Source organism: Caballeronia sordidicola (assembly GCF_001544455.2).
Classification (GTDB): Bacteria; Pseudomonadota; Gammaproteobacteria; order Burkholderiales; family Burkholderiaceae; genus Caballeronia; species Caballeronia sordidicola.
Genome location: NZ_FCOC02000005.1, coordinates 112,442 through 135,789, shown reverse-complemented (window position 1 = coordinate 135,789; position 23,348 = coordinate 112,442). Strand labels below are relative to the sequence as shown.

General features: G+C 61.3%; 18 protein-coding genes. 6 read left to right on the top strand and 12 right to left on the bottom strand.

Translation table 11 applies throughout. From position 1 onward, the window contains the following. The first annotated feature begins 4 nt into the window (after window positions 1–4). Genes AWB64_RS11500 through AWB64_RS11490 form a run of 3 tightly spaced genes read left to right on the top strand, consistent with a single transcriptional unit; the run spans window position 5 to window position 3,589 of the window. Window positions 5–412 carry a DUF3613 domain-containing protein gene (locus tag AWB64_RS11500; RefSeq protein WP_060818971.1) on the top strand — a complete coding sequence of 136 codons (408 nt, stop codon included), beginning with the start codon at window positions 5–7 and terminating at the stop codon, window positions 410–412. 16 nt (window positions 413–428) lie between these two features. Further along, on the top strand, window positions 429–2,144 hold the full coding sequence (locus AWB64_RS11495; protein ID WP_099050524.1) for a TadG family pilus assembly protein: 1,716 nt from the start codon (window positions 429–431) through the stop codon (window positions 2,142–2,144). 53 nt (window positions 2,145–2,197) lie between these two features. Next, window positions 2,198–3,589 carry a sigma 54-interacting transcriptional regulator gene (locus AWB64_RS11490; protein ID WP_060819240.1) on the top strand — a complete coding sequence of 464 codons (1,392 nt, stop codon included), beginning with the start codon at window positions 2,198–2,200 and terminating at the stop codon, window positions 3,587–3,589. Window positions 3,590–3,619: 30 nt separating this feature from the next. On the opposite strand, the gene surE is transcribed toward AWB64_RS11490, so the two are convergent. From surE to AWB64_RS11440, 10 genes are all read right to left on the bottom strand, one after another. Then, a complete protein-coding gene (gene surE, locus AWB64_RS11485) occupies window positions 3,620–4,423 on the bottom strand; it encodes a 5'/3'-nucleotidase SurE (RefSeq protein ID WP_060818967.1) in 804 nt (267 codons plus the stop codon). 79 nt (window positions 4,424–4,502) lie between these two features. Beyond that, on the bottom strand, window positions 4,503–4,742 hold the full coding sequence (locus AWB64_RS11480; protein WP_060818965.1) for a hypothetical protein: 240 nt from the start codon (window positions 4,740–4,742) through the stop codon (window positions 4,503–4,505). Between the two features lie 162 nt (window positions 4,743–4,904). Then, the gene (locus AWB64_RS11475; RefSeq protein WP_082850449.1) at window positions 4,905–5,930 is read right to left on the bottom strand and encodes a DUF1571 domain-containing protein; all 1,026 of its coding nucleotides are present in this window, start codon (window positions 5,928–5,930) and stop codon (window positions 4,905–4,907) included. A 199-nt stretch (window positions 5,931–6,129) separates the two neighbouring features. Continuing rightward, a complete protein-coding gene (locus AWB64_RS11470) occupies window positions 6,130–7,431 on the bottom strand; it encodes an acetyl-CoA C-acetyltransferase (RefSeq protein ID WP_060818963.1) in 1,302 nt (433 codons plus the stop codon). A gap of 2 nt (window positions 7,432–7,433) precedes the next feature. Beyond that, on the bottom strand, window positions 7,434–8,339 hold the full coding sequence (locus AWB64_RS11465) for a MaoC family dehydratase (protein WP_099050523.1): 906 nt from the start codon (window positions 8,337–8,339) through the stop codon (window positions 7,434–7,436). A 5-nt stretch (window positions 8,340–8,344) separates the two neighbouring features. Continuing rightward, window positions 8,345–9,775 carry a 3-oxoacyl-ACP reductase gene (locus AWB64_RS11460; RefSeq protein ID WP_060818960.1) on the bottom strand — a complete coding sequence of 477 codons (1,431 nt, stop codon included), beginning with the start codon at window positions 9,773–9,775 and terminating at the stop codon, window positions 8,345–8,347. A 37-nt stretch (window positions 9,776–9,812) separates the two neighbouring features. Continuing rightward, window positions 9,813–12,317 (bottom strand): acyl-CoA dehydrogenase, encoded by a 2,505-nt coding sequence (locus tag AWB64_RS11455; RefSeq protein ID WP_060818958.1) that lies wholly within the window; start codon window positions 12,315–12,317, stop codon window positions 9,813–9,815. A gap of 104 nt (window positions 12,318–12,421) precedes the next feature. After that, complete coding sequence (locus AWB64_RS11450; protein ID WP_374728617.1) at window positions 12,422–13,198, bottom strand: TetR/AcrR family transcriptional regulator; 777 nt, start codon at window positions 13,196–13,198, stop codon at window positions 12,422–12,424. Window positions 13,199–13,372: 174 nt separating this feature from the next. Further along, a complete protein-coding gene (locus AWB64_RS11445; protein ID WP_060818957.1) occupies window positions 13,373–14,599 on the bottom strand; it encodes an MFS transporter in 1,227 nt (408 codons plus the stop codon). Between the two features lie 288 nt (window positions 14,600–14,887). Next, window positions 14,888–16,669: a chloride channel protein gene (locus AWB64_RS11440; protein ID WP_060818955.1), complete on the bottom strand. Its 1,782-nt coding sequence runs from the start codon at window positions 16,667–16,669 to the stop codon at window positions 14,888–14,890. A 581-nt stretch (window positions 16,670–17,250) separates the two neighbouring features. Here AWB64_RS11440 and AWB64_RS11435 point away from each other — a divergent pair. Further along, window positions 17,251–18,432, top strand: a complete 1,182-nt coding sequence (locus AWB64_RS11435; protein WP_060819236.1) for an HPP family protein — start codon at window positions 17,251–17,253, stop codon at window positions 18,430–18,432. 58 nt (window positions 18,433–18,490) lie between these two features. Continuing rightward, on the top strand, window positions 18,491–18,913 hold the full coding sequence (locus tag AWB64_RS11430; RefSeq protein WP_060818953.1) for a MarR family winged helix-turn-helix transcriptional regulator: 423 nt from the start codon (window positions 18,491–18,493) through the stop codon (window positions 18,911–18,913). Between the two features lie 44 nt (window positions 18,914–18,957). Here AWB64_RS11430 and AWB64_RS11425 read toward each other — a convergent pair whose 3' ends face one another. Continuing rightward, a complete protein-coding gene (locus AWB64_RS11425) occupies window positions 18,958–19,488 on the bottom strand; it encodes an Lrp/AsnC family transcriptional regulator (RefSeq protein WP_060818952.1) in 531 nt (176 codons plus the stop codon). Window positions 19,489–19,640: 152 nt separating this feature from the next. Here AWB64_RS11425 and mdeB point away from each other — a divergent pair, with 152 nt between their 5' ends. After that, entirely contained in the window at window positions 19,641–22,361 is a 2,721-nt protein-coding gene (gene mdeB, locus AWB64_RS11420; protein WP_060818950.1) for an alpha-ketoglutarate dehydrogenase, read from the top strand. A 153-nt stretch (window positions 22,362–22,514) separates the two neighbouring features. Here the strand turns inward: mdeB and AWB64_RS11415 are convergent, their stop codons facing one another. Beyond that, window positions 22,515–23,264 carry a sulfite exporter TauE/SafE family protein gene (locus AWB64_RS11415; RefSeq protein ID WP_060818947.1) on the bottom strand — a complete coding sequence of 250 codons (750 nt, stop codon included), beginning with the start codon at window positions 23,262–23,264 and terminating at the stop codon, window positions 22,515–22,517. Between the last annotated feature and the right edge of the window lie 84 nt (window positions 23,265–23,348).

Sequence of the window (23,348 nt, the reverse complement as noted above, 5' to 3'; positions counted from 1 at the left end):
AGCTATGAGAAAGATCCGGGCGCTGCGGTGCAGCGCGGTCACGTTTGCATGGGTGGTGTTCAGCGTGCTGCCGGTCGCGTCGCGCGTTTGCGCGCAAACCCAGTTGCAGGAGCAGACACCGTTGACGACCCAATCACAGCCTGAAATTCAGGCACAAGCACAGCCAAGGCATGCAACAGCGGTGCCATTGCCGGCAACGCGCATAGGCGACTCGACCATTGCGTGGCTGGCAATCCAGCGCGACGGCCGTGTCGCCGCGCCTGCGCAACCGATGCTTGGCGCTGAAGCCGATGCGGCGTACCGGCGTTACCTCAAGTCCTTCGATCATCCGATTCCGGAGCATCTCGATTCGTCGGTGGGTACGGTGGGTGGCGGGTCCAGTGGTTCTAGCGGGACTGGAGCGCAGTACTGAGATGCGCCGTGTATCGATGGCACCTGTTGACCGGACATTGCGCGGACGCACGCGCGAGCGCGGGGTTGCGAGCGTGCTCGCCGCGATCTGGCTGGTCGTGGCGGTCGCGGCGCTGGGTGCGATCGATGTCGGCAATGTGTTCTTTCAGCAGCGCGCATTGCAAAGCGTGGCGGATCTTGCAGCGAGCGCAGGGGCGCAAGTAATCGATGATGCGTGTTCCCGTGCACCCACGACCGCGGCTGGCAGTGCCGGCGTGAACGGTTTCGTGGCCTCGGGATCGGGCAACACCATTACCACGGTATGCGGCCGCTGGGATCCAACCCGGTACGGCGGCCCGAAATTCTTTGCGGGCGCGGCGACGCCCGTCAACGCAGTGCAGGTGACAGTGACCAGGCAAGTACCGTATTTCTTTCTGGGCCCCGGGCGCGTGCTCACGGCGACCGCGCTTGCGCAGGCCGTGAACGTGGGCGCGTTCAGTATTGGAACGACGACCGCAAGTGTCGATCCGGCCGTGATTACCGCACTGCTGAACGCCATGCTGGGGACGAATATCAATGCGTTGCAGATATCGGCGCTGGGATATGCGGGACTCGCGCAATCGCGCATCGAGATCGGCGATCTGGTCGCCGCGGCGGGTGTCGGGAGCGTGGATCAGTTGCTCGCGATGAATCTCACTGCGGCGCAACTCGCACGGCTGATGCTCACGGCGCTGCAGAACACGCATGTGGTGAACGCGAATCTGTCGGCGGCGCTGGGTGCGCTGCAGACTGTCGTCAACGCGAATATCCCCGGTTCGGCCAAATTGGCGCTGGGCGCGGTGAACGGCGCAGCGGGCTTGCTGCAGGTTGGTCTCGCCGATACACAATCCGCCTTGCACGCGACCATCAGTCCGTTCGACGCATTGATGGTCGCGGCCGAGGTTGCGCAAGCGGGAAAGTCGGCGGCGAATGTGGCGACGGGTCTCAACCTGGGCGTTGCCAGCGCCACGCTGCAGATCCAGGTGATCCAGCCGCCAGTGCTGGCTGTGGGCGAGGCGGGGACAACGCCGTCGGGCGCATGGCGCACGGTCGCGCGGTCGGCGCAGGTCAGGGCGTTTATCAATGTCAGTCTTGGTCCCGCATCGGGTTATCTGGTAAGCCTGCCGATCTATCTGGAAGTGGCGCCCGGAACCGCTTGGTTGCAGTCGACGCGGTGCGCATCGACCGCGGCGGCGAGCAACAGCGTGGTCGGTGTTCAGCCAGGCATTGCCAATATATGCGTGGGCGATGCGCCTGCCAACATGTCCGCGTCCGCGCCATTTAGTTGTACGTCGCCGGCAACACTCGTGAACGCGCTGCCGCTCCTGACCATCACCACAGGCGCGGCGATTCCCGCCGTCGTCCCCGCTGGGAGCGCGTCGACATTGACGTTCGATGGAATCGTCGGGAATGCAGACGATTACCAGACCGTGAATTCGAACAACGCGGGTCATGTATTGGGCTACGCGCTTTCCTCGCTGGCGGCAACGATTTCCAGGAACGGCTTGACGCCGAATCTGCTAGGCCTCATCCCGCTTCCCATCGGCACGTTGTTGGGAAGCGTGCTCGGTGTGGTGCTCAACCTGCTGATGCCCGTTCTCAACGCGCTCGACCTGATCCTCGTGCCTGTGCTCCAGCTATTGGGCGCGCAGATCGGCGCGAGCACCATTCACGGCCTGCCGCCCGTATGCGGTCAATCGCAATTGCGGTACTGATGCCGCATCATCTGCATCAAAGCGACGAGACGCCACGCCATGAGATTCGATCAATGAGACCAGCAGCAAAAATCGACAACCTCGATATCTATGTATGGGAAGGCAAGGCGGACATCGTCGAGCAAGTGGTGCGCTGCATGTCGAGTTTCGAAGTCGATGTGATTCGTGCCGATAGCATGTCGATCGCTTCGAGTCAGGGTTCGGAGCGCCAGTCGATCGCCATCGTAAGCGTGAGCGTGATCGATACGGGCGCGTTTGCGTTGCGCGATTGGGAAGCGCATCGCGGCATGCCCGTCATCTGGGTCGGCGCCGCGCCGCGGGAACGCGACGCAGCCGTTTTCCCCATTGATTACTCGCATATTCTGCCGCTCGATTTCACTGGCGCGGAATTGCGCCGCATGGTGGCGAAGCTCGCACAACAACTTCGCGCACACGGTGAAGAGATCCCGGAATCAAGCGCGTTGATCGCCAACGCCGAGTGCATGCAGAGCTTGCTGCGCGAAGTGGAAACCTTCGCCGACTGCGATACCAGCGTACTCGTGCATGGCGAAACGGGTGTTGGCAAGGAACGCATTGCACAGATGCTGCACGCGCTTCATTCGCGTTATTCGGGAGGGCCGTTCGTGCCTGTGAATTGCGGCGCGATTCCCGACGGTCTATTCGAGTCGCTCTTCTTCGGCCACACGAAGGGATCGTTCACGGGCGCTGTGATCGCGCACAAGGGTTATTTCGAACAGGCCGATGGCGGCACGCTGTTCCTTGATGAGATCGGCGACATGCCGCTTTATCAGCAAGTCAAATTGCTGCGCGTTCTGGAAGACAGCGAGGTGACGCGCATTGGCTCGGCGATACCCGTCAAGGTGGATTTCCGGCTGGTTGCGGCAAGTCACCGGAACTTGCCGCAACTCGTGAAGGACGGGCAGTTTCGCGCGGACCTTTATTATCGGCTGGCCGTGATCGAGCTGAAGATACCGTCGCTCGAAGAACGTGGTGCGCTCGACAAGATCGCGTTGTTCAAGTCGTTCATTGCGCAGGTGGTCGGGCAGGAGAAACTCGCCGCGTTGCCCGAGCTTCCATACTGGCTCGCCGACGCGGTCGCCGACAGTTATTTCCCTGGCAACGTCCGCGAGTTGCGCAATCTCGCCGAGCGTATCGGTGTAACGGTGCGTCAGGTGGGATCCTGGGATACGGCGCGGCTGCAACGGCTGCTCGCGCTCGCCCGGACCACGCAGCCATTGCCGCCGGAACTGAACGCGCAAGTCGTCGTGGACCGCAGCAAGTGGGACATGAACGAGCGTAATCGCGTGCTTGCTGCGCTCGACGCCAACGCGTGGCGTCGTCAGGATACGGCGGGTTATCTCGGCATCAGCCGCAAGGTGCTGTGGGAGAAAATGCGCAAGTTCCAGATCTTCGATGAAGAGCCTGAAACGCGCTCCGCCGAATAATCATAGGGCGCGCGAGGTGCAATCAACGTGTCATTGCAGTGCAGCTGTCAGTGCGGCGAACGTACGTTCGTCGGTTCGCTCGAAGTGCAGCGGCGTCACCGATATCCGTCCCGACGCAACCGCCGCTGTCTCGCTGTCGGGCGCGTTCTCGCGTGCGCCGCGCTTGAATCGCAGCCAGTGATACGGCAGTCCGCGCGGATCGGTCTGGGGCAATACATCGATACCTTCCACCAGGCCCTCGCCTTGCCGCGTTGGCGTAAGCGGACCGGCAGCCGAGGCCTCCACATCCGGAAAGTTCACGTTGAGGCACGTGGGTGCATCGTGCGCAATCGCGGCAAGCCGACCGATCACGCCCGGCGCGAGTTCGCGCGATGTATCCCAGCGCACGTTCGCGTGATCGCTGAAGGTCTGGCTCAGCGCAATGGAAGGCAAACCGAGCAGCAAGCCCGTCATGGCTGCGCCGACTGTGCCGGAGAACATGGTTTCCACACCGAGATTCGCACCGCGATTGATACCGGAAAGCACGAGCGCAGGGCGCGCGTCCTGCATCAGATGGCGCACTGCCATCACCACGCAGTCGCCGGGTGTGCGGAGCACGCCGAAGCGGCGAGGGCCGTGCTGGCTCACGCGCAGCGGCGAATGCAGGCTGATGGAGTGTGACGTGCCGCTTTGATCGTGCTCGGGCGCGACGACCCAGACTTCGTCCGCGATTTCCGCTGCGACCGCTTCGAGCACCGCAAGGCCGGGTGCGTCGATACCGTCGTCGTTGGTCAACAGGACGCGTTGAAGGCGGGGGCGTACTGCGGATGTGAATGCGGCTGTTGCAACAGACATTGCAGATCTCCTTTTCGATTGAGGCGAACGCCGGTCAATCGATTATTCCAGAGATCACGCCAGCGGATCAGATCCGGCGTTACTTGATTCCAAGTCCGCGCAATACGGCGTTGCCGTCGGCGGTCAAACGGAACTTGGCTTCGCCGGGCGTGGGCGTCACTCTTTCCACGTAGCCGTATTCGCTGAGCGACAGGACATCGGGCGTGGCGGCCCGCACGTCGATGGGCGCGTGCAGCAACAGCAGCAGCGTCGCGATCTCGTGATGGCTCAGTAATCTCTTGATGGCTCGCACTGGAGCCGATGCGTCCCGGAGGTTCATGAAGAACTCCTTTCGATGATGCTTTTTCGTTATGCGTTCAAGCGATATGGCTGCCGCAGTCATGATGCAAGTGGGGCGAGGGTATCGACTGAGTCTTAGGCGAAACTTAAAACCGGAACAAAGCCGTGTCGCGTAATCCTTACGGCGTAATGTGGCGGCTGCCTAGAACTTGTATTCCGGGTTCTTCGGGCTGAACGTGTTGTCGTCGAAAACCATTGGCGCGATGTTCTGGAAAACGATGCTTTCAAAGATATTGCCGTCGTTATCGAAGGATTCGGCGGTGCGAAAGTATGGCCGCCTCAGGTCGAGCCCGAGCACTTCTTTCTTCGCGTAGAACTGCGGCTGGCCGAAAGGCGTTTCGTAAGTGAATGCAACCACGCGCGCGCCGTCGATGGTCTTGACTTCAATATTGTTCGCGCGCGTGACGCCAGCATCGGCAAATTTTGTGCCTTCCGCAAGGAACTGTTGCGTGATGAATTCGGTGCCGAGATCGCGAATGGAATGCCGCGATTGAGAGCGCGCGAGCGACCCGTCGAGCGCGGTCCAGAGCGTCACCACGTTGAGCAGGCCGCCGAGATGGCCGAGCATTTCGTCGGGGCGCGTGGTTTCGTCGTAGAGGATTTCCTGGCCGGCGTGATCGCCGTCGGGCAGCCATTTCGCGTAGACGCGCATCGGGTCGCGGGTGACGCGCACCAGCATGTGATCGGGCTGATCCGGCCACCTGCCGTCTATGCGCTCGCGCCGCAGCATGGTGAACTCATATGACGGATAACCGTTCGGACCGTCCTTCAGGTAACGCGGCAATGCAAGCGGATCGAGCGATTGAAACAGCGATACCAGCGCCGCGTCGTTCATTTTCGCGAGCGTGCCGGAGCGCGCGGCGCGGCTCAACCAGCGGACCTGGCGGTCGAGCGAAAGCTTGCCGACCTGCGCTGCCGCTGTTTTCGGCGGCTCGGCGGTGGCGCTGGCCGAAAGCGCGGGACCGGCGGCGGACGTAGCGGCGGAAGTGGGCAACGATGGCGTCGCGATTGCGGCGGTGCTGACTTCCGTGGCCCCGCTGGCAGGTTCCTGGGCGCGTGCTGGTCCGGGCAGGGCCACGCTCAGCGCAAACGCGCACAGCACGCTCCACGCGCATTGCGCCGCGTGATTCAGTGTGAGGCGCGAACGACGCTGTCGTGGTCGATGCATGAAATTCTCCGTGGTCCGTTCCGTTGACTCTACATGGGGTCCTGCGTCCAGCTCTCCGTTTTTGGCCGCTTTGGCGTCGCGCAGTTCACAGCGAGCGTTGCTCTAATATTTCTCCGTGTGACAACGTTTGTGAGCGCCCCGAAATTCCACGGAGTAGCACTTTATGTGCTTGGGGGTGCCGATGAACTGAAGTGGATGGTCATCGTTCGAGGATTGCGACCACGCCCTGGCCGCCCGCCGCACAGATCGAGATCAGACCACGCCTGGCCACGCCGGGTGTATCCGGTTCATCCGCGAGCAGCTTTGCCAGCGCGCCGAGAATTCGTCCGCCGGTCGCGGCAAACGGGTGGCCCGCCGCGAGCGATCCGCCGTTCACGTTCATGCGCGAACGGTCGATCGACCCAAACGGGCTGTCGAGACCCAGTTGCGTGCGACAGTATTCATCGTCTTCCCATGCCGCGAGCGTGCACAGCACCTGCGCCGCGAAAGCTTCATGGATCTCGTAGAAACTGAAATCAGCAAGTCCGAGCCCTGCGCGACCGAGCATGTGCGGGACCGCATAGGCAGGCGCCATCAGCAGGCCTTCTTTCTTATCGACGAAATCGACAGCCGCCGTTTCCGAATGCGTGAGATAGGCGAGTACCGGCAAGTTGCGCGCCGCAGCCCATTCTTCGGACGCCAGCAACACTGCCGACGCACCGTCGGTCAGCGGCGTGGAATTTCCGGCGGTGAGCGTGCCGGCGTCGCGATCGAACACGGGCTTGAGCGCAGCGAGCCGCTCTGCCGTGAGATCGGGCCGCAGGATGTTGTCGCGCGAGAGGCCCTTGTAGGGCGTCATGATGTCGTTGAAAAAGCCGCGCTCGTAGGCTGCGGCGAGTTTGCGGTGACTGTTGAGCGCCAGTTCGTCCTGCGCCTCGCGCGAGATCTTCCAGCGCTTGGCCATGAGTTCGCAGTGTTCGCCCATCGACAGACCCGTGCGCGGTTCGCTGTTTCGCGGCAGAGCGGGTTTCACGAGCATGCCAGGACGCAGTTTGAGAAGCGCGCTCGCGCGTTGCGCCGCTGATTTGCCGCGGTTCGCTTCCAGCAGGATCTTGCGCATCTTTTCATTCACGCCGATGGGCGCGTCCGAAGTCGTATCGACACCGCCTGCAATGCCTGCATCGATTTGTCCGAGCGCGATCTTGTTCGCCACCAGAATCGCGGTTTCGAGTCCTGTGCCGCACGCCTGGCTCACGTCGTAGGCGGGCGTTTCCTTGGCGAGCGTGGTCGAGAGCACGGCCTCGCGCGTGAGGTTGAAGTCGCGCGAGTGCTTCACGACCGCGCCCGCCGCGACTTCGCCCAGACGCAGGCCATGCAGGCCATACCGGTCTATCAGCCCTTGCAGCGCGAAACTCAGCATGTCCTGATTCGATGCCGCCGCATACGCCGTGTTCGAGCGCGCGAACGGAATCCGGTTGCTGCCGATGATCGCCACGCGGCGCGCGACGGGAAGGGCGCTCATGGTCATTGCAATTCCCAGTCGAAGTGGCCACGCAAGTGCAGCCTTTTGCCGGCGAGATCGCGCACTTCGAATTCGCGCGCCGTCGTTGATGAAGCCGCGGTCCAGAGCGTGGTTTCGCCGGGCAGGAAGATGGGCGATTTGAAGTCGCCGCTTATGTTCGCCGATCCAAGCTGCTTCGATGGCTGCAGCGCCGCGGCGGTGCGGCCAAGCGTCCACATGCCGTGGGCGATTGCCCGCGGAAAGCCGAACGCCTTCGCGGTGAGCGCATGAAGATGGATCGGATTGAAGTCGCCGGATGCTCGGGCGTAGTCGCGCCCGAGTTGCGCGGGCAGTTGCCAGCGCGCTTCACGCACGAGCACGGGCAATGCGTTTGTCTCCGCCGGTTCAACCACGGGCGCATGGCCCGCATGAGTTGCGGCGCCGCGCTTCAGGTACACGCTATCGGCATCCCAGACCGCTTCGCCACCGCGATAGATCCGTGTATGCAAGCTGAACGCCTGGCCTTTTTCATGCGCAACAAGCGCGCCGCTTTCCACTTCGATCCTCAGTGCTTGTCCCGCGTGCAAGGTGCGCCGCATGTGCACCGTGTTCGATATATGCACGAGGCCGATCGCGGGCCACGGAAACGCGGGATCGGTGAGCAGCATCAGATGGAGCGGAAACGCCATGACGTGCGGGAACGTGGGCGGCACGCCATGTTCGGGAATGAATCCGCACACGCGTGCATAACGGCCGATCTGTTCGGCATCGAGCGTTACATTGGGACGCACGAGCCGCAGCGGCGGCAATTGCGCGCCCGCGCCCGTCCGTTTGAAAATGCCTTGCAGCGCGCGGCCGTATAGCTTCGCCGGCGGCGGCAGCGTCGCGACGATCACCGTGCGCATGCGCGCCGTGCCTGACGCAGGCATCACGTTCATGCTCCGATCAGGCTTTGACCGCATACGCGCAGCACGTTGCCGGTTATCCCGCTGGAAGCCGGGCTGGCGAGCCACGCAATGGCCTCGGCCACGTCGACCGGCAGGCCGCCCTGGCTCATCGAATTCATGCGCCGTCCGGCCTCACGCAGCGCGAGTGGCATTTTCGCGGTCATATGGGTTTCTATAAACCCCGGCGCCACCGCATTGATCGTGATGCCTCGCGCGGCCAGCGGCTTGGCCATGCCTTGCACCCGGCCGATCACGCCGGCTTTCGATGTCGCGTAGTTGGCCTGTCCGAAATTACCCGCAATGCCGCTGATCGACGACACGCCTATGATCCGGCCGCCCATGTGCAGCACATCGCCATTGAGCAGTGCTTCGTCGATACGTTCCTGTGCGCCGAGATTCACGTCGATTACGCTGTCCCACGCGGCTTCGGTCATTTTCGCAATGGTCTTGTCGCGCGTGATGCCGGCGTTATGCACGACGATATCGATACCGCCGAGCGCCGCGAGCGTCTCTGAAATCGTGGCGGGCGCATCGGTCGCGGCAATATCCGCGACGAGCGCCGTATGCGCGCCTTGCGACGGCCAGGTGTCTTCCAGCGCGAGCATGGTCTGGTCGAGCGCGTCTTGCGCCTCGGGCACGTCGAGTCCGATCACGTGCGCGCCGCGCTCGGCCAGCACCTGCGCAATCGCCGCACCAATACCCCGCGCCGCACCCGTGACCAGAGCACGCTTGCCTGCCAGTGGCTGATTCCAGTCGGCGGGCGGCGAGGCGGGCGTTGCATCGATACGAACGACCTGTCCCGATACATACGCCGAGCGCGGCGACAGCAGGAATCGCAACGCGCCTTGCATGTCGCCGCCGGGTTCCACCTGCACGAGGTTCGACGAAATGCCGCCGCGCGCTTCCTTGCCAAGCGAGCGTGTCAGGCCTTCGAGCGCGCGCTGCGCCGTCCAGGTTCGCGGCGACGCGCAAGACTGCGGCGGCAATCCGAGCACGATGATGCGGCCACTTTTTGCAACCGACCGGATGGCGTCGTGGAAGAAGCCGAAGAGCCCATGCAATTGCGTGCTGTCGGTTATGCCGGTTGCATCGAAGATAAGCGCTTGTACGCGATCGTTCGGCGGCGCATCGGGCGCACGCGGCTCGAAGCGGCCGCTCATGGCGCCGTGCCGCGCTGCCACTTGAAGCCAGTCCAGCGCACTTTCATGCGCGACACTCGTCATGCCGATAGAACCCAGCAGCGTCATCAGCGGCTCGAAAAGCGTGGGCGACGGACCCGCGCCAATGGCCGCGATTCCACCAAATTCACTTTGGCCTTTCGCGTGCCGGCGCAGCACTTCCGGGCGCGGCAATCCGATGGATCGCGCGACGCTCGCGCCGAACGGTTTATTGACGAAGTCCAGATAGCGGTCTTTCATGACTGCCCGATGCGCGTTTGCACGCCTGTTTGAAGGATCATGCCGGGATATCCTCTGGCTCGTTCGCGAGCGCCTGATGGCGCTTCTGCAACGCATCGAGCATACCGAAATCCGCCCCGAAGTCGTCCACCTTCACGACTTCCGCGCCGTAACGCGCGTAGTCGGAGAGTACCTCAGCTTCATTCGCATCGATCAACCCGCTTGCCTCGCAGGCCGCCGCCCATGCTTTCAGCTCGATCAGGCTTTGGGGCATCGGCGGGATCTGTTTCGACCTGACCGCGTCCCGCAGCTTGTGCTCGATTTGCGCATAGTGCGGGCTCAACGCGAACATCAGCTCGCCGTAACCCATCGGATCGACATTCGCATCGGGCGCATAGGAATCCGCGATCAGGCGTTCGCGTGCTTCGCCGGGCGTGGTCATCAGTTCCGCGATCGAGGTTCCGAGCCGATCACCCGGCACGCGATGCGGCATGCCGAACGGAAACGCGAGCGCACGCACGAAACCGGCGGCGAGCCGGTTCGGATAGTTGGACAGCACGGCGTCGAAAGCGCTTTGCGCCTGATGCAGCGCGTCTTCGACGCCCCATTGAACGAGCGGCAAGTCGGCTTCGGGACGGCCGTCGTCCTCGAAGCGCTTGAGCGTCGCCGAAATCAGATAGAGCTGCGAAAGGATATCGCCGAGTCTCGCCGACAAGCGTTCGCGCCGCTTCAACTCGCCACCGAGCACGAACATGGAGACATCGGCCAGCAGTGCAAAGACCGTCGCCATGCGAGTCGATGCGCGGTAGTAGGGTACGAGGCGCGCATCGGCACGGCGCGGTTTCGCAATCAGCGCGCTTGCACCTAGCGCGAACACGAAGCTGCGCATCATGTTCGACGCGGTAAACCTCGCGTGGCCGAAGAAGGCGTTATCGAACTCGGCGAGGCCGCGCGCGTGGTCCGTGTTTTGTGTCGCCGCCATTTCCTTGAGCACATACGGATGACAGCGGATCGCACCCTGGCCGAAGATGATGAGGCTGCGCGTCAGGATATTCGCGCCTTCCACCGTGATGGAAATGGGCACTTGCTGATAAGCGCGCGCCAGGAAATTCGACGGTCCCATGCAGATGCCTTTGCCCGCCACCACATCCATGCCGTCGTTGATGACCTTGCGCACGCGTTCGGTGATGTGATATTTCGCGATCGCGGAAATCACCGACGGTTTCTCGCCCAGGTCGACCGCTTGCGCCGACAGGCGCCGCGCTGCGTCCATTACATACAGATTGCCGCCCATGCGCCCGAGCGCTTCCTGCACGCCTTCAAACTTGCCGATGGCCGTGCGGAACTGGCGGCGCACCGCCGAATAGGCGCCCGTGCCGCGCACCGCGAGCTTGGCCATTCCCACGTTCGACGACGGCAGCGAGATCGCCCGTCCCGCCGCGAGACATTCCATCAGCATGCGCCAGCCGTTGCCGACTTGCTCGCGTCCGCCGATCACCCAGTCCATCGGAATGAAAACGTCGCGGCCCCAATTCGGGCCGTTCTGGAACACCGCATTGAGGGGCCAGTGACGCCGCCCGATGTTCACCCCGGGATGACGGGTTGGAATCAGCGCGCAGGTGATGCCGGGTTCGTCGGCAGGACCAAGCAGATGGTCGGGATCGAGCACGCGAAACGCAAGGCCAAGCACCGTCGCAATGGGGCCGAGCGTAATGTAGCGTTTTTCCCAGGTCACGCGGAATCCGAGCGTTTCGCGGCCTTCGTGCACGCCGTTGCAAACAATGCCGATATCCGGGATCGCGGCCGCGTCTGATCCCGCGTAGGGACTTGTCAGCGCGAAGCAGGGAATTTCATCGCCACGCGCAAGGCGCGGCAAGTAATGGTTCTTTTGTGCTTGCGTGCCGTAATGCATGAGCAATTCAGCGGGACCCAGCGAGTTCGGCACCATCACCGAGACGGCTGCGGCGGAGCAGCGCGTCGCGAGTTTCATGATGACTTGCGAATGCGCATAAGCGGAGAATTGCTTGCCGCCATATTGCTTCGGAATGATCATGCCGAGAAAGCCCTTCGACTTGATGAACGCCCACGCTTCGGGCGACAGGTCCTGCCAGATTGCGGTCGTCTCCCAGTCGTTCGCAATATCGCAAAGCCGCGTGCATTCCACGTCGATGAACTCGCGTTCTTCCAGCGTCAAGACCGGCGCGCCGGTTGCAAGCAGCGTGTCCCACTCCGGGCGTCCCGAGAAAAGGGCAGCGTCCCACCAGACCGTGCCGGCTTCAATGGCGTCGCGTTCGGTCGGCGACATTTGCGGGAGGATCTTGCGAAAGAGATCGAAGATGGATTTCGTTACGAGCGCACGACGCAGCGGCTTGATGGCGAGAACCAGCGCGGGCAGGACGAAGGCAATGGCAAGCAGCGTGGTGACAACAGGTCCTGTGATGCCGGCGAACCAACCCGCTGCGACCCAGATCACGGCCCATGCAAGCCACGCGACTGCGGGCGCCTGCATGTAGATCAACACGCCGCTTACGATGAACAAAGCAACCACGAAGCTGGCAGTCATGACGACCTCTTATGATGATGTCCGATGCGTCAAGTAACGCGGGAATGACGCATAAACGGTGCGCAATCTCCAGCACATTGTGGACCTGTTACTCGCTATGCGTTTCAGGCCAGCGCGTGCTGCGCCGCAGTATCGCTTTCGAGCGTCTCGCCGGGCGCAGCCTCGCATTCGGCGAACATCGACTGAAACGGACATGGCGCTTTTATCGCGGCCGGCGGCGCCTTGAGCGCCGCCACCATGATGAGCGCGAGGCGTCCTATGAGTTGCGGATCGTTCAGACGCTGCCCTTGTGTGAAGTCATCGATCAGGCTGTTTGTATCCGCGCCCGCGAGAATGCCCGAAAGCGATCCAATGCAGAAGTGCAGCCGCCATCCGAGTTCTTCGCGGGGCAAGTGTGGCAGCACGGTCTGAAAGGCCGCGAAAAATCGTTCGGCGACATCCGTGTACATGCTGCGAAGAAAACCGCGAATGAATGGCGACGGGTCCGTGTATGCGCGCCCGAGAAGGCGCAACAATGCGGGGCCGCTTTTCTCGGGGCAACGCGACTGCTGTAGCGCGGGGATAAACATCGCGCCGAGAACATGCTCGCAGGTGAGGTGCGCGCCGTGTATCGACTGAAAGCGTTCGAGCAGTGCCAGCCGGTTGGCGTTGAGGCCGTCGAGACGGCGTGTCAGCATGGCGTGGATCAACGCGTCCTTGCCGCCAAAATGATAGTTGACTGCCGCGAGGTTGGCGTTCGCGCGCGCCGTGATCTGACGCAAGGACATGGCCTCGTAGCCCGAATCGATGTATTGGGCTTCGGCGGCGTCGAGCAGGCGGGTTTTGGTATCGGCCGGCCGGCTAGGCGGGATGGAACGGTTAGGCAATGGGCGTCTCCGGATTGTTTGCCTCTGATTAAAACGGGCGTTTAACCGAAGATAAAAACGTTTGTCCGGATCGACAAGCCATTTAATGGAGCGCGCTCTCTAGAAAGAGAACGATCGTGCGCCTAAAACTCTCAGGAAATGTATGACCAGAACGGGGCGCCGAGTGGCGCCCCGAGAAAGTTGCAAGGATTATGCGGACGCTCGGGCGGCGACCTGCTCGGCGGATTCGGTCATGTCGATACCGCGCCGTTCCCGGCTGAAGAAAATCAACGCAGCGATAACCACGGCCACCGTACCGCCGACCAGCGCCATTGCGAGTCCATAGTTATCGCCGTTCTTGACCGCAATCGACGCCTGCATGGTCGCGTTGACCGAAGCCAGCAAATTCCCGAGTTGATAAATAAGCCCGGGGAAGGTGGCGCGGATTTCGTCGGGCGAGATCTCGTTGAGGTGAACGGGGATGACACCCCACGCGCCTTGTACCGATATCTGCATGAGAAATGCACCGGCTGCGAGCGCGACCGGACCGCTTGAAAATGCCCACAGCGGCAATACCGGCAACGCGATCAACGCGGCAATGAAGATTGCCCATCGACGCCCGATTTTTTCGGACATCGACCCGAAAAACAGGCCGCCGCAAATCGCGCCGATATTCAGCACGATCGTAATAAGCGAAACCGTGTGGGGGTCAAAATGATGCTGCTCGCGCAAGAAAGTCGGATACAGATCCTGAGTGCCGTGCGAAAAGAAATTGAATGCCGTCATTAGAATGATGGCATAGACGGACAACTGCCAGTTCTGCTTGAGTGTCTTGAGCAAACCGGGCCGCGGCCGCTTCTCCATGGCTTTCCAGGCGGGCGATTCAGGTACATGCGCACGCACATACAACACCAGCAGCGCAGGCGCGACGCCGATAAAAAACATTCCGCGCCAGCCAACGTACTGATATGCAACGCCGAACACAATGGAAGCAAGCAGATAACCGCTCGGATATCCGGCCTGCAAAAGGCCGGATACGAATCCGCGCGCTTTGGTCGGCACGGTTTCCATGGTGAGTGCGGAGCCGACGCCCCATTCGCCGCCCATTGCAATACCGAACAGCGAGCGCAACACCAGCAGCGTGAAAAGATTCGGCGAGAAGCCGGACAGCAGCTCAAGCAACGAATAGATCGCGATGTTGATCATCAGCGTTGGGCGACGGCCGAATTTATCGGCGAGACGCCCGAAGATCAATGCTCCAATTGGGCGCATTGCAAGTGTCAAAGTAATTGCAAACGCGACCTCCGGGATTTTGGTATTAAACTCGGCGGCGATATCCTTCAATATGAAAACCATCAGAAAGAAATCGAAGGCGTCCAGTGTCCAGCCAAGATAGGCCGCTATGGTCACGTTCCTTTGTTCTCGCGTCCAGCTCATTGCCGTATTCCCCTTGTTTCGCGTATCTAATTAAAAGAACGACGAGGCCGTGGTCTCCTTTGCGCCGCGCCACATAAGGCACCCGGCTTGCGTCGGCACGAAAGAGTGTACGCCGCTGTTTAAGCGGATGCTTGAAACGATCAGCCGGATTGGTATTAACCCCGGTAGGTTCATGCTTGGAATGCATCGTTAGCCAATCGAATGGCTTTCGACGCATTTTCCAGATTAAATATAATGAAAGTATTTTGAATATGTTTTGTATTAATTAAATGTCTTCAGGAGGCGTGTTCACTTTGCGGGTGCAACGGATTTATTCCGCCCAATACCAATCCGGCGAAAGCGCTCGTGCCGCCGTTCTTCGTTAAAGATCGACAACGACGGCTTGACCAGATCGTGGCGGGTCACAATGCCTATGAGCCGCAGGTTTTTCGCATCGGCTACAACGGGAACGCGATCGAGCGAATGCGCTGCAAGGCGCGCCGCAACGGCGCGGCAGGTTTCATCGGGCAACGCGAAGTGCGGAGCGCACTCGCCGAACGGATCGCCAAACACATCGCCAACCAGCGCATGCGGCGTTTTTTCATACGCCGCGCCGAGCGTGTTCCGATCCAGCACGCCAAGCAGTACGCCACCGCGAACGGCAGGGTAGGCACGGTGGTCCTGCTGCGATCCAAACTGCTGCGCGAGGACGTCGGCCAGGCTTTGGTTGGCGTCGACCGTTTGCACATTGGACGACATGACTTCATCGACATGATGGCGTTCGAGCGGATCGATGCCGTATTCGCAATACGTATGACGTCCGCGTCGCGAGATCTTCTCGGTCAGGATCGAGCGGCGCATGAACAGCACAGTGAAGCCGTATGAAACCGCTGCAGCGGTCAGCACCGGCAATAGCGCGTTGGCGTCGTGCGTGAGTTCGAAAGCGAAGATCACGGCGGTCATAGGCGCTCGCATCATGCCGCCGAGCATGGCCGCCATGAAGATCAGCGGCCATACACCGGGCGCGCCGCCAGGCATGACAGGACCGAGCAACGCGCCGACGCCTGCGCCCATCATCAGGAGCGGCGCGAGTACGCCGCCGGATGTGCCCGAACCCAGCGCGATCACCCAGATAACGGCTTTCACCAGCACGATGGTGAGCACCACGCCGGCCGCGAGATGGCCGAGCAGGATGTCGCCCATCACGTCATAGCCAACACCGAGTGCACGCGGCTGGAAATAGCCGCCGATCCCGACCGCGAGGCCGCCAAGCGCGGGCCACCACATCCAGTGAACGGGCAGTCGATGAAACCAGTCCTCCACCTTGTAGAGCGAACTGGAGAGCAGCCATGCAAGCGCGCCCGTCACGATTCCCGCAAAGGCGCAAGACAGCAGGCCTAGCGTTCCAAGAGGTAGCGTCTGCAAGGGAAACAACGCGCCGCTCGCGATCAGCAACGGCCGCGCGAAACCGGCTACCGCGCATGCCACGGCGACGGGCAGCAAGCTGCGTGGCCGCAACTCGAACAACAGCAGTTCGACGGCGAGCAAAACGGCGGCCACCGGCGATCCGAATACCGCGGTCATGCCGGCGACGGCGCCCGCGACCAGCAGCGTCTTGCGCTCGCCGCTCGACAGGTGAAAGAACTGCGCGATAAACGATCCGATTGCGCCGCCCGTCATGATGATTGGGCCTTCCGCGCCGAACGGGCCGCCGCTGCCAATCGCAATGCCTGACGCCAGCGGTTTGAGTACGGCTACTTTCGGCGACATCTTGCTCTTGCCGAACAGGATCGCTTCTATGGCCTCGGGAATGCCGTGGCCGCGAACCTGCTCCGACCCAAGGCGCGCAATCAGGCCGACAATCAAGCCGCCTATCACCGGGATGACGATCACCCATAGACCGAGCGTGTTATCCGAAGGGGAATGGTCCGCGATCGACAGCGTCTGATAGAAGAACAGATTAGTGAAAAAGCGGATTACATGGAGCAGGAAATCCGCCGCTAGCGTACTCAATACGCCGACGACCGCCGCGATAGCCGTGATGCGGAGAAGCCGGACATCGGTAGCAAAGTCTCCTTTTGCCGTATTCATATTGACGTCGATCCTGACATTGAAGTAACGAGGCATGGCGAGCAGACAGCGTTCGGCTGGAGTCGAACGGCATTGTCATCTTTTGTGCCGGAAGCAAAAACTATATCATGTCGTGACGTATTTTCGCTTTCATACTTTATGTCCCTATCCCACTTGATAACGTATTGCGTTGCATTTTTTCCGCGAAAAAGCATGATGCGTCGAGGTTGCCACAGATCAGCGAGCCCGGCTCTCTTCAGGACAAGGGCGCAATAGGGTGAATTCCAGGATCAGCAAATAAAACGCAGTACAGGTCGCTCGAATTCACACGATACAAAGGTTTTCCCTGATCGGGAAAGTATGGCGGACTGCTGACAAATCATCGGTATGTGATATATTAGGCACTGGTTCGGGGCTTCTCTGAACGAGAATATGCACCTTCCATACGCATGCAATGCCATCAATAAGCGTTTCGCACTGCAACATGAGGAGACGGCTTTGTATATCACAATCGAACATAATGACTGCGATCGGCTTCAGACTGAAACAGTTCTGTACCTCGCGAATACGGCTTGTTTCCCCTAACGCGCGCGCACTTGATTTTGTCCAGATCTGCCATAGGCCATTGGCTCCGGGGTTTCATGCCGGGTCCCGTCGCGATCAAATGGCCCGAACGGTTTCGCTCATGCCTGGGTGCATTGATCGGGATCGCGTTCACCGGGTCGGCAATACATCTCCTGCCCGGATCGGCGTCGGCGATTCCGTTTCTGGTTGCGCCCATGGGCGCTTCCGCGGTCCTGCTTTTCGCGGTTCCCGCCAGTCCTCTTGCTCAACCGTGGTCCATCATCGGCGGCAATCTCGTGTCGGCAACCGTGGGCGTTGCGTGCGCGGCGCTGATCGCCAATCCTGTGTGCGCTGCCGCATTCGCCGTCGCGCTCGCCATCGGCTTCATGTTCGCGCTCAGATGTGTGCATCCTCCATCGGGCGCGGTTGCATTGACCGCAGTGCTTGGCGGCCCCGCCGTGCATGCGATGGGCTTTGGATTCGTGATCGCGCCTATCGCGTTCCAGTCGGGCGCGCTGCTGGCCGCGGCGATTGTCTATCACGCGGTAACGGGGCATCGCTATCCGCATGCGGTGCATCACGCGCCAGCGCCGGATGAAAACGCGGCGGTGCGAACATCGAGCCCAGGCATTACGCGCGCCGATATTCAAGCCGTGCTCGATCGCCGCGACGAACTTCTGGACATCGACCCGGACGATCTCGAATCGCTGATGCGCGACACGCAAATGCTCGCGTACGCACGCACGTTTCGCGATCTGGCGTGCGCGGACATCATGTCGACGCCCGTTGTCACGGTGGCGGCGTCCGAGCTCGCGACATCTGCCAGGGACCTGCTCAAACGCCATGACGTCAAGGCGCTGCCCGTCACGGACGATGCTCAACGCGTAATCGGCATCGTGACGCGCTCGGATTTGATGGACAAGTACAGCGCGGCCACAGGATTCGAAGTATCGAGCATTACGCCGCGCTGGTTGAAGCGCAGCACGGGTCCCGTGCCGCTGGTGCGCTCGTTGATGAGCAGCCATGTTCGCACTGTTGACGCGAGCGCGACCATCGCCGACCTGGTGCCTATCTTCGCGACCTACGGGCACCACCACATTCCCGTGCTCAACGCCGACAAAAAGCTTGCTGGAATGATCACGCAGTCGGACTTGCTCGCTGGCTTGTATCGGCAGGCTCATGTCGAGCAGCTGCGCACGAGGGAGACGGCCGCGGGATAACAAGGATCGGGCAGCGAGTCCTGCTATATTTTCGTTTTCACTGCGCGACGGATCTTCGATGACAGAACGGACTCGCCGGACTCGCGGCCTGGTCAAAGCCGACTTCGAGCAGTTATCGGAATTTCGCTACCAGATGCGCCGCTTCGAGCGGTTTTCGGAGCAAGCCGCGCAGAGCGAAGGCATCACGCCGTTGCAGTACTTGCTGCTGCTTCACATCAAGGGTTATCCGGAGCGCGAGTGGGCGACCATCGGCGAGCTTGCTGAGCGGCTTCAGGCGCAACACCACGGCGTGGTCGCGCTCGTCTCCCGCTGCGAAGCGCTGAATCTGGTCAGGCGAAAAGTGAGCGAGAGCGACCGTCGTCAGGTTGAAGTACATCTGCAGAAGACGGGGGAGAAATTGCTTGCGCGTCTGGCCGAACTGCATCGAGCGGAACTGCGGTCACTGACGAGTTCGTTTCGTGTTCCGCAGATCGACTTGTGATTGTGTGAGCTTCAGCACGCGGTTTTTATAATCCCTTATAGCCGCTAGCTCCATTCTGTGTCGGCGCTTGCATCGGGTTCCGGCAGCGTCATTCCCGACGAAGGCAACGGCAACGCCGTCTTGTAGCGCACCTGCTTGAGCGCAAAGCTCGATCGAATGTTCGATACCCCCGGAATCTTCGTCAACCGCTCCACGATAAAACGCTGCAGCGCCTGAATGTCCGGCACCATCACGCGCAGCAGATAGTCGGCATCGCCTGTCATGAGGTAGCACTCCATGACTTCGGGCCGTTCGCTGATTGCTTCCTCGAAGCCTCTCAACGCATCTTCGTCCTGCTTGGCGAGGCTCACCTGAATGAACACGTTGATGCGCAGGCCGAGCAGCTCGGGGTTCAACAACGTCACCTGCTGTTTGAAAAGCCCGAGTTTTTCGAGCGCGCGCACGCGGTTGAAGCACGGCGTTTGCGACAGGTTCACCGCCTGCGCCAGTTCCGCGTTCGTGATGCGGGCATTCTGCTGCAACTGATTCAAGATCCCGATATCGATGCGGTCCAGCCGTTTAGGTGATGTCGTCATAACTCGAATATTCTGGAAAAGTGGAGCGGCGCAGAATAAATACACTATCCGCATAGCGGATGAAAAGCAATTCAGAGGCACATTCTGCGCGGCGCCAGATAAGCTGTGGTCACAAGCAGCGAAGTATCTCCATCCAGACGCGGAGTTTTGCCATGACCGATTTATCCAGCGGAAGCGAACAGATCATTTCCTTATCGCGAGGTCGCGAAGATAGCGATCCGGCTGAAACCGCCGAATGGCTGGAGGCGCTGGATGCGGTCGCGGAACACGTCGGCCGGGATCGCGCGCAGTATTTGTATGACCGGCTGGCGGAGCATGCTTTGTCACTCGGAATCGAGTCATCGCGCGCGCGGGTCACGCCTTACACCAACAGCATTGCGCCAGCCGACGAGCCGCGTTATCCGGGCAACCTGGAAATAGAAGAAAGACTCGCTGCGGCGTTGCGATGGAATGCGCTCGCCATGGTCGTGCGCGCGAACAAGGCATATGGCGAGCTTGGCGGACACATTGCGAGTTATGCATCGGCGGCCGATCTGTTCGAAGTCGGCTTCAACCATTTCTTTCGCGCCGCCGCGCCCGATGCCGGTGAAGGCACGGGCGGCGATCTCGTGTACTTCCAGCCGCATTCATCGCCCGGCGTTTATGCGCGCGCGTATCTGGAAGGCTTCCTGAGCGAGGCGCATCTGGAGCACTATCGGCGGGAAATTGCGGGGCCAGGATTGTGCTCGTACCCGCATCCGTGGCTCATGCCGGACTTCTGGCAGTTCCCGACCGGCTCCATGGGCATTGGTCCGATCAACTCGATTTACCAGGCGCGTTTCATGCGCTATTTACACAACCGCGGCCTCGCGAAGACGCAGGACAGAAAAGTGTGGGGCTTCTTCGGCGACGGAGAAATGGACGAGCCCGAGTCCATCGGCGCATTGTCATTGGCCGCACGCGAGCAGCTCGACAATCTGGTCTTCGTGATCAACTGCAACCTTCAGCGGCTCGACGGGCCGGTGCGCAGCAATGGGCGCATCATCGACGAACTCGAGGCGCAGTTTGTCGGTGCGGGCTGGAACGTGATCAAGGTGCTGTGGGGATCGGACTGGGACGCGCTGTTCGCGCGCGACCAGAGCAATGCGTTGTTGCGCGCGTTCGCGCATACCGTCGACGGCCAGTTCCAGACCTTTTCCGCGAACGACGGTGCGTACAACCGCGAACGTTTCTTCGGCCAGAATCCGGAGCTTGCGGCGTTGGCATCGCGCTTGAGCGACGAAGACATCGACCGCCTGCGCCGTGGCGGCCACGACGTGCGCAAGCTCCACGCGGCCTATGCCAAGGCGCTCGCACACAGCGGCCAGCCGACGGTGATCCTCGCCAAGACCATGAAGGGCTTCGGCATGGGCACGTCGGGCCAGGGGCGCATGACAACGCATCAGCAAAAGAAGCTTGGTTTCGAGGACCTCAAGGCGTTCCGCGATCGTTTTCGTTTGCCGCTTTCCGACGCGGATGTCGAGGCGGTGAAGTTCTACAAGCCCGCCAGCGATAGTCCCGAGATGCAGTATCTCCATGCGCGTCGTGAAGCGCTTGGCGGATATTTGCCGCGACGGCGCAGGGTTGCATCGAAGGGATTGGTCGTACCTTCTATCTCAGGCTGGGGACAATTCGCGCTCGACGCCGCCGGCAAGGAAATGTCGACCACCATGGCGATCGTGCGCATGTTCGGCAGCCTGATGAAAGACGCCTCGCTGGGTTCGCGCGTGGTGCCGGTCGTCGCCGACGAGGCCCGCACCTTCGGCATGGCGAACATGTTCCGGCAGGTTGGCATCTACTCGCCGCTCGGTCAGTTGTACGAGCCGGAAGACCTCGGTTCCATGCTCTATTACCGCGAAGACACCAAGGGGCAGATCCTGGAGGAGGGCATCTCGGAGGCGGGTGCGATGTCATCGTGGATTGCAGCGGCGACGTCCTACAGCGTGCACGACCTGCCCATGCTGCCGTTCTATATCTATTACTCCATGTTCGGCTTTCAGCGCATTGGCGACATCATCTGGGCGGCGGCCGATCAGCGCGCGCGGGGTTTCCTGATCGGCGCGACAGCGGGCAAGACGACGCTCGGCGGCGAAGGATTGCAGCATCAGGACGGCAGCAGCCATCTGGTGGCATCGACCATACCCAACTGCCGCGCCTACGATCCCGCGTTCGCCTATGAACTTGTCGCGATCGTCGACGAAGGCATGCGCGAGATGCTCGAACGCCAGCACGACGTTTTCTACTACATCACCGCGATGAACGAGAACTACGCGCAGCCATCGGTGCCGGGCGGCGATCTTGCCCTCGTGCGCGAGGGCATTCTCAAGGGCATGTATCCGCTCGCGGCCAAACCGGATCAAGCCGCGCAAGTGCAACTGCTTGGCGCGGGTGCGATCCTTGGCGAAGTGATCGCTGCGCAGCGGATGTTGCGCGAGGACTGGGGCATTGAGTCAGCGGTATGGAGCGTGACGAGCTTCACCGAGTTGCAGCGCGACGGCATGGCGGCCGAACGCCTCGCGCGCCTTGGCGAGGACGCGCCGGTTCCTTATGTGAGCATGGTGCTGGGTTCGTCGCGCGGTCCGGTGATCGCCGCGACCGACTATGTGCGTGCCGTGCCGGAACTGATTCGCGCATATGTGCCGCGACGCTACGTGGCGCTCGGCACCGACGGTTTCGGCCGCAGCGACACACGGCAGGCGTTGCGTGAGTTTTTCGAAGTGGATCGTGCGTCGATTGTGCTCGCCGCGCTCAAGGCATTGGCCGACGAGGGCGAGATCGAGATGCAGGTCGTCCGCGCGGCTTCGCGGAAATATGGCAAGGCCGGGAACGATCAGGCCGCGCCCTGGCAACGTTAATTGTGCGGCGGGGTGCCCAACTCCGCTTATCGACGCCGGTCCAGCAGCGCGCGAAGGTTCACAACGAGGCTCACCAGGACAGCCAGCGCGCCGAGTGTTTCGAGTAGTGGAGATAACATCGCGTTGGATCTCCTGATGATTCGGTGGTCCCGGTTAAATCAAATGCCGCAAGAGCAATTGAAGACCCAGCGCGAGCAGGCAGATAAAAAACCATCGGCGAAAGGTCGCGGGACTGATGCGCTCGCGAACATGCTGCCCGATCCACATGCCAAGCAACGCGGGAACCACGGCAAGCAGCGAGTTGTTGACGTCCCCGATTGCGAATGCATTTTCGCGCGCGAGTCCGATTGCAAGGGCCACCGTCGATACCGTAAATGATAGGCCGAGCGCCTGCACCAGATCCTCTTTTTTCAGATCCAGAGCCTGCAGATAAGGGACTGCCGGCACGACAAACACGCCCGTCCCGCCGGTGATCAGGCCGGTGACAATGCCCACGGCAGGCGAGAGCCGCCGTTCATATTCTGGCTTTACTGCGAAGCGCCAAGCGAACAATCCGGACATGGCGTAAAGTGTCAGCGCCGCTCCCAGTCCCGTCACGGCCCACGTTCCGCCGCTGCCCGCAATGAATGACGCCGCGCCAATCGTGCCCGCCACAATGCCTGCCATCATCGGCCAGAAACGCTTTGCCAGCCCGATCACGCCGGGACCCGCAAACAGTTGCCACACGTTCGTGATCAGGGACGGCAGGATCAGGAGCGTAGCCGCCTGCGCGGGCAGCATCAACGTGCCGAGCACGCCCATGGCGACGGTCGGCAGGCCCATGCCCGTGACGCCCTTGACGGTGCCGGCGATCAGGAACGTGAGCCCGACGATGGCGACATGCGCTGCAGCAGGAGAGGTCATCGGCGGCGACTGGAAGGTTCAATCGACGTCATTCTGCCGGGATCGCGGCGGATCACAATGCGGATGATATGTACTGTGCCTTAG